The 11,683-nt window shown below is 63.5% G+C and carries 13 protein-coding genes; 4 read left to right on the top strand and 9 right to left on the bottom strand.

The window, feature by feature from the left end:
- Positions 1 to 37: 37 nt before the first annotated feature.
- From PRL19_RS04505 to PRL19_RS04525, 5 genes are all read right to left on the bottom strand, one after another.
- Positions 38 to 700: a paraquat-inducible protein A gene (locus PRL19_RS04505; protein WP_273744025.1), complete on the bottom strand. Its 663-nt coding sequence runs from the start codon at positions 698 to 700 to the stop codon at positions 38 to 40.
- On the bottom strand, positions 697 to 1,392 hold the full coding sequence (locus PRL19_RS04510; protein ID WP_273744026.1) for a paraquat-inducible protein A: 696 nt from the start codon (positions 1,390 to 1,392) through the stop codon (positions 697 to 699). The genes PRL19_RS04505 and PRL19_RS04510 overlap by 4 nt, the downstream gene beginning before the upstream one ends.
- Positions 1,393 to 1,470: 78 nt before the next feature.
- Positions 1,471 to 3,195 (bottom strand): sensor histidine kinase, encoded by a 1,725-nt coding sequence (locus tag PRL19_RS04515; protein WP_273744027.1) that lies wholly within the window; start codon positions 3,193 to 3,195, stop codon positions 1,471 to 1,473.
- A gap of 76 nt (positions 3,196 to 3,271) precedes the next feature.
- Positions 3,272 to 3,838 carry an RNA polymerase sigma factor gene (locus PRL19_RS04520; protein WP_045981909.1) on the bottom strand — a complete coding sequence of 189 codons (567 nt, stop codon included), beginning with the start codon at positions 3,836 to 3,838 and terminating at the stop codon, positions 3,272 to 3,274.
- Between the two features lie 55 nt (positions 3,839 to 3,893).
- The gene (locus PRL19_RS04525; RefSeq protein ID WP_231558891.1) at positions 3,894 to 4,004 is read right to left on the bottom strand and encodes a NepR family anti-sigma factor; all 111 of its coding nucleotides are present in this window, start codon (positions 4,002 to 4,004) and stop codon (positions 3,894 to 3,896) included.
- A gap of 131 nt (positions 4,005 to 4,135) precedes the next feature.
- On the opposite strand from PRL19_RS04525, the gene PRL19_RS04530 reads away from it, so the two are divergent.
- Positions 4,136 to 4,939 carry a response regulator gene (locus PRL19_RS04530; RefSeq protein ID WP_045981908.1) on the top strand — a complete coding sequence of 268 codons (804 nt, stop codon included), beginning with the start codon at positions 4,136 to 4,138 and terminating at the stop codon, positions 4,937 to 4,939.
- 37 nt (positions 4,940 to 4,976) lie between these two features.
- Here PRL19_RS04530 and PRL19_RS04535 read toward each other — a convergent pair whose 3' ends face one another.
- Genes PRL19_RS04535 through PRL19_RS04550 form a run of 4 tightly spaced genes read right to left on the bottom strand, consistent with a single transcriptional unit; the run spans position 4,977 to position 8,066 of the window.
- The gene (locus PRL19_RS04535) at positions 4,977 to 5,867 is read right to left on the bottom strand and encodes a YihY/virulence factor BrkB family protein (RefSeq protein WP_232303326.1); all 891 of its coding nucleotides are present in this window, start codon (positions 5,865 to 5,867) and stop codon (positions 4,977 to 4,979) included.
- Between the two features lie 60 nt (positions 5,868 to 5,927).
- Complete coding sequence (gene dnaQ / locus PRL19_RS04540) at positions 5,928 to 6,635, bottom strand: DNA polymerase III subunit epsilon (RefSeq protein WP_273744028.1); 708 nt, start codon at positions 6,633 to 6,635, stop codon at positions 5,928 to 5,930.
- Positions 6,628 to 7,215, bottom strand: a complete 588-nt coding sequence (coaE, locus tag PRL19_RS04545; protein WP_273744029.1) for a dephospho-CoA kinase — start codon at positions 7,213 to 7,215, stop codon at positions 6,628 to 6,630. Before coaE ends, dnaQ begins: the two co-directional genes overlap by 8 nt.
- A complete protein-coding gene (locus PRL19_RS04550) occupies positions 7,212 to 8,066 on the bottom strand; it encodes a shikimate dehydrogenase (RefSeq protein ID WP_273744457.1) in 855 nt (284 codons plus the stop codon). Before PRL19_RS04550 ends, coaE begins: the two co-directional genes overlap by 4 nt.
- Positions 8,067 to 8,558: 492 nt before the next feature.
- On the opposite strand from PRL19_RS04550, the gene hemJ reads away from it, so the two are divergent.
- The 3 genes from hemJ to mnmE all read left to right on the top strand — a co-directional run bounded on the left by hemJ (position 8,559) and on the right by mnmE (position 11,680).
- Complete coding sequence (gene hemJ / locus PRL19_RS04555) at positions 8,559 to 9,005, top strand: protoporphyrinogen oxidase HemJ (RefSeq protein WP_273744030.1); 447 nt, start codon at positions 8,559 to 8,561, stop codon at positions 9,003 to 9,005.
- 127 nt (positions 9,006 to 9,132) lie between these two features.
- A complete protein-coding gene (rho, locus tag PRL19_RS04560; protein ID WP_273744458.1) occupies positions 9,133 to 10,404 on the top strand; it encodes a transcription termination factor Rho in 1,272 nt (423 codons plus the stop codon).
- A 10-nt stretch (positions 10,405 to 10,414) separates the two neighbouring features.
- Positions 10,415 to 11,680: a tRNA uridine-5-carboxymethylaminomethyl(34) synthesis GTPase MnmE gene (gene mnmE, locus PRL19_RS04565; protein ID WP_273744031.1), complete on the top strand. Its 1,266-nt coding sequence runs from the start codon at positions 10,415 to 10,417 to the stop codon at positions 11,678 to 11,680.
- The last annotated feature ends 3 nt before the right edge of the window (positions 11,681 to 11,683 follow it).

Here is an 11,683-nt window from a genome sequence, read left to right on the forward strand (position 1 = left end):
CGTGATCCTTGGGCGTTCGTACTGAAAATGCAGGTGGTCAGGGTTCGCGGCGGGTGCGCAAGGGCAGGCCGCGCCAGATCAATCGTGCGTCAAAGCTTTGCGCAGAAAGCATCGTGAAGGCAACCGACAGCGCAAAGGACACCGCGGCCGGTCCCGGCCGGATCGAGGCGACGAAGCCCAGCTGCACCAGCGCCGACAGGATGGCCACGACAAAGACGTCGATCATCGACCAGCGACCGATGAATTCGACGACCTCATAGACCTTCAGCCGCGAATGGGCCTGGTCCACGCTGGCCGGGCGGCCCGCGACGACGGCCAGCCAGGCGATGGCCAGGAACTTGCCCACCGGCACGATGACCGAGGCCACAAAGACGATCAGCGCGATGTCGTAATTGCCGTAATGCATCAGCTCGACCACGCCGCCCAGGATCGTCGCCTCGGAGTTGCCGGCAAGGCCCGCGAAGGTCTGGGTGCTCATCATCGGGAAGACGTTGGCGGGGATATAGGCGATCAGCCCGGCCAGCCACCACGCCCAGACCTTCTGCAGGCCGCGCCGGTCGGGCGCGACCAGATGCGCGCCGCAGCGGTGACAGCGGGCCTGATCCTGGGGCCAGACCCGGCCGCAACGGTGGCACCCCGACAGACCGGCGCGATGCGCGGTCAGGACGGGGGCATCGAACTGTCCGGCAGGCGCGCTCATGCGTCGCCGGGGGCGGTCAGGGGGGCGGGGGTCTTGGCCTGATACTCGGTTTTCATGCCGGCATCCTCGATCGCGTCCCAGATCGAGGTCTGGCACATGAAGGCACGGCTGGCGAGGTTCACGAAGATCAGCGCGCAGAATGCCCAGAAGGCCGGGCCCAGATGGACGGTGGCAAGACCTGCGACCTTGATCAGCGCGACCGCGGTGCCGATGACAAAGATCTCGGCCATGGACCAGGGGCGCAGCAGTTCGGACCAGCGGAAGGCGACGGCGGCATGGCGATGCGGCGGACGCCCCTGCGCCAGCGGGACCAGCGTATAGAGCAGCAGGAACGCCCGCAGGATCGGCAGGCCGATGATCATCGCCAGAACCGCCAAGACCAGCGGCAGCAGAACCCCGTCGGCAAAGGCCAGCGCCACGTCGAACAGCGAGCTGGCATTGCCGAAGCCCATCGCCGACACCTCCAGGAAGGGAAAGAACACCGCCCCCACCAGCAGCACCATCGAGGTGAAGGCCAGCGCGATCAGCTGCGCGAACGCGCCGTCGCGCGGCTTGGCCAGGACCGTGCCGCAACGGATGCAGCGCGCGGTCTCTCCGACATCCAGATCCTCCTGGATATGCAGGGCGTCGCAGAGCGGGCAGGCAATCAGCCCTTCGCCGGTCGACAGATCATATGTTTGTTCGCGTTCCATGCGCCGAAGATAAGCCTGACGGCCTGCGGTGCAAGCATGGCGCGAGCGGGCCACGCAGAATTGCACGCAGGCGCGGCGCTAATGCCGCGATCCGGCCCGCGCCGCCGATGTCAGGACGACCTGTCGCGGGCTGTTACCGCCCGCGGAACCGGCCTGGCCAAGCCGGAAGGTCAGCGCCAGGCGATAGGCGCCGGGCTGGGAATTGGTGGTGACATCGCCCTCCAGCTGCATCGAGAACGCCTCGATCAGCTGGCTGCCCAGGCCGGTGCCGCCCGCGGCCTCGTCCGGGCCGGTGGAGTTCACCACCTCCAGAAGGCCCTGCCCCGGCGTGGGAGAGGTCAACGACACGCGCACCCACGGATCGCCGCCATCCGCCGGATTGCCCGCGTATTTCATGGCGTTGGTGAAGGCTTCGGTCGTCAGCAGGGTCAGCGGCACCGCCTGGTCGGGCAGCATCGTCAGCGGCTGGATGTCGGTCTGCACCTGCAGGTGACGGCCCGCGCTGGCCGATGCGGTGGTCAGCTGGGCGATGATGTCGGTGATCAGCCGGTCGGCATAGACCTGATCCAATTGTTCGGCCTGATACAGGTTGCGATAGATCGTGGCCAGCGCCGCCACCCGGTCCTGGACCGAGCGCAGCACGCGCTTGGCGTCCCGGTCGTCGATCAGGCGGCTTTGCATATTGATGATCGAGGCGATCAACTGAAGGTTGTTCTTGACCCGGTGATGGACCTCCTTGAGGAGGACGGTCTTTTCGGCGACGGCCTGCTCCATCGCCTCTTCGTCGCGGATCAGGATGCGGGCCATGTTGTGAAAGGTCTGGCTGACATCTGCGATCTCGGTCGGCGCATCGGCCAGGACCGGGGGCGGGCTGTCGCGATTGCCGATGGCGAAACGACGCATCTGTCCGCGCAGGACGGTGATGTGACGCAGGACCAGTCGGAACACCGCGAAATAGGCGACCGCCAGCGATACCACCCACAGCGCCACCGGCAGCATGACCGCGCCAAAGCGCGACAGCTGGAACAAACCGACGCCGGCGATGCTGGGGCTCCAGCTGCCAAGGGCATAGACCAGGCCGGGGACCACCGGGACGACGGTGAAGACGCGCATCTCTCCGCTGTTGGCGCGGGTGCGGAAGGTCGCTTCTCCCTGTCCGGGCAAACTGACCAGGGGCACGTCGCGGGGCAGCAGCTGGGCCGGGTCGTCGCCTTGGCTGGTATCCGCGATCAGCACGCGGCCGGAATTGTTGAAGGTCAGGATACGCGCGCCTTCGGTCCCGAAATCCATCGCGTGGGTCGAACGCAGCAGCTCCTGCGTCAGGGACAGGGCGGTCAGGCCCAGAAATTCGCGGTCGCGATACAGGGGCTGCAGCACGACCACGACGGGTTCCCGGCTGACCGGCCCCTGGGCCATGGCGGTCACCGCGGTCATCGGGTTCTGCATGAACTCGCGGACCATGTCGCTGTTCGACAGGTCCAGCTGCGGGTCGTCCGGCCCGGCGGAACTGCATTCGACGCGCCCATCCACCGGCACGAAGGCCGCATGGCGATAGGTACCGCTGCGCTGCACGAAATTGCGCAGCAGATCCGAACACATGCCGGGCTGGCCCGCGCTTTCCAGGATCGCGGGGCCCAGGGCGTCGGCGGCCCCCAATGCGCTTTGCAGCAGAGCCCGCTCTCCGGCGGCGGCCGATGCGGTCCGGCCCAGCAGCGCGATTTCGGCGCTGCGTTCCGCCTCGCGCGACAGGTGCAGGTTCTGGACAAGAGAGATCAGGCCGATCGGAAGGATCGCGATGGACAACAGCGCCCCGAGCCGAAACCCGAGACGCCGCGTAAATTCCATCCGTTGGGTGATCCGCCTCAGCACACCGCCCGCCTCAGCGAGAACTGTAGTTGTTCTGCGCCATGACGGCCAAGGTCGCCTGGTCGGTCATGCTCAACTCCTCACCCTGTTCCAGGTGCAGCAGTTCAGCCAGCTTGCGGCGCCCGCGATTGGCGCGCGACTTGACCGTGCCGACGGCGACCTTGGTCATCTCGGCCGCTTCCTCGTAGGAAAAGCCTGATGCGCCGACCAGGATCAGTGCCTCGCGCTGTTCGTCGGGCAGCTTGTCGAAGGCCGCACGGAAGTCGCGAAGGGCAAGACGCCCGTCATGGTCGGGCCGCGTCGCCTGGCGGGCGGCATGGATGCCGTCGCTGTCGCTGACCTCGCGCTTGGTCTTGCGGCGCGACGAATAGAACGTGTTGCGCAGGATGGTGAACAGCCAGGCCCGCAGGTTCGTTCCGGCCTGGAACTTGTCCATGTTCGTCCACGCCTTGACGATGGTGTCCTGCACCAGATCATCGGCCGACGCCCCCTCGCGGGTCAGCGACAGCGCAAAGGCCCGCAATGCGGGCAGGTGGTCGACCAGCTGGTCGCGCGGATGAACCGAAGGGGAATTGGTCATGGAAATGAAACACCGGAAAGCTTGGGGATCGAGGAACGCCGGGCCGGGAAACGGATCATTCCTGTTCCTTCAACTTCTTCAGCAGTTCCAGAAACCGATCGGGGATCTGGTCAGTTGCATCCTGCTCATAGACGCGTTTCAGGTTCTCATCGATCTGTTTTTCCACAGCCGCTCTCCTGCGGTCGTCTCGCTTTGGTGTCATATTCGTGTCAGTCCCGACAAACTTGTGCGCACAGCATGCAACCGATAGGGGGTTCAGTTGGTTCCCTGCAATACGCGATTTAAGAGGACTGTGTAATGACTGTTGCCGATCTGGCCCAATCCATCGGGCGCGAGCTTCCGTTTCTGCGTCGCTATGCGCGCGCCCTGACCGGCAGCCAGCGCGCCGGCGACAATTATGCAGCCGCCACGCTGGAGGCGATCCTGACCGATCGCAGCGTTCTGGACGGCGAAGACGACCTGCGCATCGCGCTGTTCAAGACGTTCCACGTGATCTGGCAAAGCTCGGGCCAGCCGGTGGACGATGCCGAGATGTCCGAACGTGAACGCCGGGCCCAAGGCCATCTGCGCGGCCTGACGCCGAATTCGCGCGAGGCCCTGTTGCTGCGCACGATCGAGGAGCTGCGCGCCGACCAGATCGCCCGCGTGATGCAGATCGAGGCCGCCGAGGCGGAGGAACTGGTCCAGATCGCGCTGAACGAGATGGGCCAGGCGCTGCGCGGCAAGGTCATGGTCATCGAGGATGAGATGATCATCGCGATGGACCTGAAGGGCATCGTCCAGGCGATGGGCCATGACGTCACCGGCGTCGCCCGCACCCACACCGCCGCGATCGAACTGGCCGGCAAGCACCGTCCCGACCTGATCCTGGCCGACATCCAGCTGGCCGACGGATCGTCGGGCGTCGATGCCGTCAACGAGCTGCTGGGCAGCATGGGCGACATCCCTGTGATCTTCATCACCGCCTTCCCGGAACGCTTGCTGACGGGCGACCGACCGGAGCCGGCCTTCCTGATCTCCAAGCCCTACAGCGAGGAGCAGGTGCGTTCGGCGGTCAGCCAGGCGATGTTCTTTGCCTCGACCGAGGGCCTGAACGCCTGAGGATAAGAACAGGGGCGCCCCGGACCGGGCGCCCCTTTCACTTTGCCTTCTCTGCCAGCAGTTCGTCAAAGCCGCGCCGTGCCTCGCGTGCCGCCCGCATCCGGCGACGCCGCGCCAGTTCGACATTGATCAGCGCACCCAACAGCACCGAGAACCCCGCCAGATAGAACCACATCAACAGTGCCACCACGGTCCCGATCGATCCGTAGATGCGGTTGTAGCTGTTAAAGCTGCCCAGATAGGCGGAAAAGGCGATCGACCCCGCCGACCACAGCACGGCCGCGAACAGCGCCCCCCAGGTGAAGATCGGCGTCCGCGGCGTCTTGACGTTGGGACCATAGCGATACAGCACCCCGATGGTCACGATCACCAGCAGGAACATCCCCGCCCAAGGCAGCACCGTCAGCAACGATGCCCGCACGGGCGCAAAGACCAGGAAGTTCAGCAGCACCGGCACCACGACGATCGTCGCCAGCCCTGCAAGGGAGATCCCGACGATCACCAACGTCAGCGCATAGGCCAGCACGAAGCCGAAGATCGTCGAATGCGCCCGCACCCCATAGGCGGCGTTCAAACCGCGGATCAGGGCGTCCACCCCCGCCCGCGCCGCGACGGTGGCGATCATGAACGACACGAACGACGTCCACCCGACCGAGGTCTGGCCATTCTGCGTCAGCGTGGTCACCTGGTCGTCGACGATGTCGGACGCGCCGTCCGGCAGGAATTCATGCGCGACGTCCAGATAGGTCAGGACGACCATCGGGTCGAACCACAGGCTCCACAGCGCGATGATCGCGGCCAGTCCGGGAAACACCGCGAACATCGCATAGAACGCGACGCCCGCCGCGATCAGCGTCATGTGGGTCTTGTCCATCCGTTCGAAGATGGCGCCCCAGAATGATCCCAGATCCCGCAGCCAGTCCAGCATCCCGCCCCGCATCCCTTTTCGTCAGCATGGTCCGCGAAACCGGCCCGCGCAAGACCGCCGTCAGGTCGTGGCGAAGCGCGCCCAGACCGAATCCTCGCCCAGCTTGGCCACGAATTGGGCATGGGCCTGCGCCTCGTCCGGGGTCAGTCGGGGCGGCAGGGGGCGGGGACGCGCGGCGCGCGGGCGCATCTGGCCATCGGGGCTGCGGGCAGCGTCGTCCTGTGCACCGGGCTTGTCCAAGACCAGGTCGGGCTGGCGGCCACCGATCAGTTCCAGATAGACCTCGGCCAGCAGTTCGCTGTCCAGCAAGGCGCCGTGCAGCTCGCGACCCGAATTGTCCACGCCGAAGCGGCGGCACAGCGCATCCAGCGTCGCGGGCGATCCGGGAAACTTCTCGCGTGCCAGCATCAGCGTGTCCAGCGCCCGCGACCATGGCAGCGGCTTGTGCCCCGCGCGTTTCAGTTCGGCGTTCAGGAATTTCATGTCGAAGCTGGCATTGTGGATCACCAGCTTGGCGTCGTCGGCGATGAAGTCCATGAAATCATTGACGATCGCTGCGAATTTCGGCTTGTCGCGCAGAAAGTCGTCGCCCAGGCCGTGGACGTCGAACGCCTCCTTGGGCATCGACCGTTCGGGGTTGATGTAGACGTGGAAGGTGCGCCCGGTGGGCAGGTGGTTCATCAGCTCCAGCGCGCCGATCTCGACGATGCGGTCGGCACCCTCGGCATCGAAGCCGGTGGTTTCGGTGTCCAGGACGATCTCACGCATGGGGGGCAACCTCGTTCACGATGCGGGCGACGGCGGCACGGGCGCCATCCAGGCTGTCGGTCGGAATGATCCAGTCGGCGCGCGCACGCTTGTCCGCGTCGGGCATCTGGCGCGCCAGGATCATGGCCAGCGTATCGCGCGTCATGCCCGGACGCGCAAGCACGCGGGCCGCCTGAGTGGCAGAATTGGTCGACACCACCGCGACCCCGTCCAGATCGGGGGGATGCGCGCTTTCGAACAGCAGGGGGATGTCCAGGACAACCAGGGGTGCGCCCACATGTCGCGCCAGGAAATCCTGCCTGTCCCGTGCGACCAGGGGGTGGACGATCCCCTCCAGCCGCGCCAGTGCGGCAGGGTCGGCGGCAAGTGCGGTCCTCAGCGCGCCCCGGTCGATTCCGCCCTGAACCAAGGCCGTGGGAAAGGCGGCGGCGACCGGCGCCACGGCCGATCCGCCCGGGGCATACAGACGATGGACGGCCTGATCCGCGTCCCAGACCGGGTGACCAAGATCGCGGAACATCTGTGCCGTGGTCGATTTGCCCATGCCGATGCTGCCGGTCAGGCCAAGACGAAAGGTCATTCCAGCGCGACCCGCCGCGCCTCGTCGTCGACATCGGGGCGCTGGCCGAACCAGCGTTCAAAGCCTGGGGCCGCCTGGTGCAGCAGCATTCCCAGACCATCGACCACGCGGCATCCGCGGGCCTGCGCCTCGCTCAGGAAGGGGGTCATCAGCGGGGTATAGACCAGGTCTGTGACCAAGGCGCCGGGCGACAGCGCGTCCAGTGGCACCCGCAGCGGCTGTTTTCCATCCATCCCAAGCGAGGTGGCGTTGACGACGGTGGATGCGCCTTCCAGCATGTTGCCGACCTGGGCCCAGTCATAGACGACCAGCCGCGCCCCGAACTCTGCCTTGATCTGTTCCGCCCGCAGCCGCGTCCGGTTGGCGATGCGCAACTCCTTGACGCCGCTGTCCAGCAGGGATGCGACCACCGCGCGTGCCGCACCCCCCGCACCGATCACCGCGGCGGGGCCCAGATCGGGCTGCCAGTCGGGTTCGTTCTGCCGCAGGTTCGCGATGAAGCCATAGCCGTCGGTATTGTCGGCATGGATCTTGCCGTCGGGGCGAAAGATCAGCGTGTTGGCGGCACCGATCAGGGCCGCGCGGTCCGTGACCGTGTCGGCCAGCGTCAGGACCGCCTCCTTGTGGGGAATGGTGACATTGGCGCCGACGAAACCGGCACGCGGCAGGATGCGCAGAACCTCGGCCAGATGTTCGGGCATTACCGGGATCGGCACGTAATGGCCGGGCAGGCCATAGCGGGCCAACCAATGTCCGTGCAGGCGCGGAGAGCGCGAATGCGCGATGGGCATGCCGATCACGCCGGCCAGGGGCGCGTGGGTGATCTGGCTGGCGGGCAGGTCGTCTTGCATCGGCTTGATCATCACATGGCGTCTTTCTGTGCAGACTAGGCACACGGACGGCGTGGCGAAAGCCCCTGTCGGCATCTGGCGGTATATCCGTGGCGGATCGGGCAGGCACGCTGTGGACAAATCCTCGGAGGAATCGGTGCCGGGGTTGGTGGCAACCCGCGTCAATCCCCTGCCTGTCCTGATTTGCCCTTGGAACAAAACAGAAACAGCAGGGCGTTTTCCACAGGGGGACGAATCGGGCGTCCCGATCGGGCGGCCTGTGGAGGAATCAGCGGCCAAATCATTATCCGCAAAGTTATCCACATATGATCACTTTGTTTACAAACGGTTTTCAGGTCGGCTTGCCGCTTTCGCACATGCTTGTCCACAACGCCCGATTCTGAGGAAATCCCGGTGAACAGAGTCCAATTCCTGCTATCCACAGGCCCTACTTCAACAACATTCCTTTCTTTATCTTTCTTATTTAAGAGAAGACCGAAGAGAGGTTTCGCGATGATCGACGGACTGGCCCTGATTTATCCCTACGTGAAGGCGTTCCACGTCATGGCCGTCATTTCGTGGATGGCGGGCCTGTTCTACCTGCCCAGGCTGTTCGTCTATCACGCCGAACGCCGTAGGGAATCGGCCGAACCGGTCGCAAGCTTCATGATCATGGAACAGAAGCTGCTGCGGCTGATCATGAACCCGGCGATGATCGCCACGTGGATCAGCGGGTTGGCCCTTGTGATGACGCCGGGCATCGTCAGCTGGGACATGACCTGGCCGTGGGTCAAGGCGGCCTGCGTGATCGCGATGAGCGTGTTTCACATGTGGTGCGCGCGTGAACGACGGCATCTGTCGGCCGGAATGGCCCGTGCCGGGCGGTCCTATCGGATGATGAACGAGGTGCCGACCCTGCTGATGGTCGGGATCGTGACCGCCGTGATCGTCAAGTTCTGATCGAAAAGATTGACTCGTGACCGGCGCGGCCTTATCTGCGCCCCAACCCCGGCCGTCCGGTACGGGATTCCCTTGTACACCTGTCTGCTCCGTCCGATACGTCGCGCGGCCGAAAGTTTGCATCAGAATGACCGAAGAACGCCTGAATCTGTCCGACCTCAAGGCAAAGAGCCCCGCCGACCTGCTGTCGATGGCCGAGGAGTGGGAGATCGAGAACGCCTCGACCATGCGCAAGGGCGAGATGATGTTCTCGATCCTCAAGGAGCATGCCGAGGAGGGCTGGGAGATCGGCGGCGAAGGCGTGCTGGAGGTCGTCCAGGACGGCTTCGGCTTTCTGCGGTCGACCGAGGCGAACTATCTGCCCGGACCGGACGACATCTATGTCAGCCCCGACATGATCCGTCAGCACTCGCTGCGCACGGGCGACACGGTGGACGGCGTCATCCGTGCGCCTGGCGACAACGAACGGTATTTTGCGCTGACGAAGGTCGAGAAGATCAACTTTGAGGAGCCGGAAAAGGCCCGTCACAAGGTCGCATTCGACAACCTGACGCCGCTTTACCCGGACGAACGCCTGAACATGGAGATCGAGGATCCAACCATGAAGGATCGCAGTGCCCGGATCATCGATCTGGTGGCGCCGATCGGCAAGGGTCAGCGGTCGCTGATCGTGGCACCGCCGCGGACGGGCAAGACGGTTCTGCTGCAGAACATCGCCCATTCGATCGAGAAGAACCATCCGGAATGCTATCTGATCGTCCTGCTGATCGACGAGCGCCCCGAGGAAGTGACCGACATGCAGCGCAGCGTGCGAGGCGAGGTCGTGTCCTCGACCTTCGATGAACCGGCCAGCCGCCACGTTGCGGTGTCCGAGATGGTCATCGAAAAGGCAAAGCGTCTGGTCGAGCATAAACGAGATGTTGTGATTCTTTTGGACTCTATCACAAGACTTGGTAGAGCGTTCAACACCGTTGTCCCAAGCTCGGGCAAGGTGCTGACCGGTGGTGTCGATGCGAATGCATTGCAGCGGCCCAAGCGGTTCTTCGGTGCCGCACGCAATATCGAGGAAGGTGGAAGTCTGACGATCATCGCCACGGCGCTGATCGACACCGGATCGCGTATGGACGAAGTGATCTTCGAGGAGTTCAAAGGTACGGGCAACAGCGAGATCGTTCTGGACCGCAAGGTTGCGGACAAGCGCGTCTTCCCGGCCATGGACATCCTGAAATCCGGTACGCGGAAAGAGGAACTGCTGGTCGACAGCAAGGACCTGCAGAAGACTTATCTGCTGCGTCGCATCCTGAATCCGATGGGCACGACTGACGCCGTTGAGTTCCTGATTTCCAAGATGAAACAGACCAAGAGCAACGCCGAGTTCTTCGACTCGATGAACGCCTGACGAGGCAGCCATGGACCTGATCTTTGCAGAAGCCACCCCGCCCGGGCGGGGGGGAGTTTCTGTCATCAGACTGAGCGGCACGAATGCTCGGCTGACTGCCGAGCGTCTTGTCGGCCAAATGCCCGACGCGCGTCATGCGTATTTTCGGACCTTGAGGCACGACGACGAGCCAATCGACCAGGTTCTGGCAATGTGGTTCCCAGAGGGTCAGAGTTTTACCGGCGACGAAGTGGCAGAACTGCATCTGCATGGTGCACCTGTGATTTCACGACGGGTGGGGTCCGCGCTGTTGTCCATGGGTGCCAGACCAGCGGAAGCCGGTGAGTTCACACGGCGGTCCTTTCTGAACGGCCGGATGGATCTTGCCGAAATCGAGGGGCTGGGTGATCTCCTTGCAGCAGAGACGGAGGCTCAGCGTAAGTTGGCCTTGCGCACTGCGAGCGGCGAGCTGGCCCAAAAGGCGTTGGAATGGCGGCAACTTCTGATCGAAGCTGGCGCTTTGGTCGAGGTCAGTGTTGATTTCGCGGACGAAGACGTTCCTGATGAAGTTCCAAATCGAGTTTTCGAAGCAATCGCTGAACTGCGCCAAGCGCTGCAGCGCGAATTGGCGGGATTTTCGTCGGCCGAACGGATCAGGATGGGGTTCGAAGTCGCTATCATCGGACCGCCAAATGCCGGAAAATCGAGTCTCCTGAACCGGTTGGCCCAGAGAGATGTGGCGATCGTATCTGATCGGGAGGGAACGACGAGAGATGTGATCGAGCTAAAATTCGATCTGAACGGGTTGCCCGTGACTTTTCTTGATACGGCAGGTTTGCGGGAATCCGACGATGCTGTTGAGAGGATCGGGATAGACCGTGCATTGAATCGCGCGAAAAGTGCTGATCTGCGTATCCATCTTTCGCGTGACGGGGATATCGTCCAAGAACTTTGGCACCCTGATGACGTCATTGCGGTCAGCCATGCTGACATCCATGAAAGTGACGCCGATCTGACACTATCCGCAGTGACCGGGCAGGGTATTGACAAAATGCTTGGTATAATCGGTGAAATATTGAGAAACCGTGTTTCTTCTGCAGGTCTGATCAGTCATGAGCGGCAGCGTTTAGAAATCATTACCGCACTTGAGGCAGTTAAAGGCCTGGGGGAATTGCCCGCAGAACTTATTGCGGAGAAGCTTCGCCTATCTGCAGCATCGTTAGATCGTCTGCTTGGAAGAATCGGTGCGGACGACTATCTTGATGTTATATTTTCCTCGTTTTGCATCGGCAAGTAGGAG

Source organism: Paracoccus marcusii (assembly GCF_028621715.1).
GTDB classification, from domain to species: domain Bacteria; phylum Pseudomonadota; class Alphaproteobacteria; order Rhodobacterales; family Rhodobacteraceae; genus Paracoccus; species Paracoccus marcusii.

What these genes read in the sequence shown, in the direction of transcription:
- PRL19_RS04510 (WP_273744026.1), bottom strand. Translation starts at nt 1,392, where the DNA reads ATGGAACGCGAACAAACATATGATCTGTCGACCGGCGAAGGGCTGATT.
- PRL19_RS04505 (WP_273744025.1), bottom strand. Translation starts at nt 700, where the DNA reads ATGAGCGCGCCTGCCGGACAGTTCGATGCCCCCGTCCTGACCGCGCAT.
- PRL19_RS04530 (WP_045981908.1), top strand. Translation starts at nt 4,136, where the DNA reads ATGACTGTTGCCGATCTGGCCCAATCCATCGGGCGCGAGCTTCCGTTT.
- hemJ (WP_273744030.1), top strand. Translation starts at nt 8,559, where the DNA reads ATGATCGACGGACTGGCCCTGATTTATCCCTACGTGAAGGCGTTCCAC.
- dnaQ (WP_273744028.1), bottom strand. Translation starts at nt 6,635, where the DNA reads ATGCGTGAGATCGTCCTGGACACCGAAACCACCGGCTTCGATGCCGAG.
- PRL19_RS04520 (WP_045981909.1), bottom strand. Translation starts at nt 3,838, where the DNA reads ATGACCAATTCCCCTTCGGTTCATCCGCGCGACCAGCTGGTCGACCAC.
- PRL19_RS04550 (WP_273744457.1), bottom strand. Translation starts at nt 8,066, where the DNA reads ATGCAAGACGACCTGCCCGCCAGCCAGATCACCCACGCGCCCCTGGCC.
- rho (WP_273744458.1), top strand. Translation starts at nt 9,133, where the DNA reads ATGACCGAAGAACGCCTGAATCTGTCCGACCTCAAGGCAAAGAGCCCC.
- coaE (WP_273744029.1), bottom strand. Translation starts at nt 7,215, where the DNA reads ATGACCTTTCGTCTTGGCCTGACCGGCAGCATCGGCATGGGCAAATCG.
- PRL19_RS04535 (WP_232303326.1), bottom strand. Translation starts at nt 5,867, where the DNA reads ATGCTGGACTGGCTGCGGGATCTGGGATCATTCTGGGGCGCCATCTTC.
- mnmE (WP_273744031.1), top strand. Translation starts at nt 10,415, where the DNA reads ATGGACCTGATCTTTGCAGAAGCCACCCCGCCCGGGCGGGGGGGAGTT.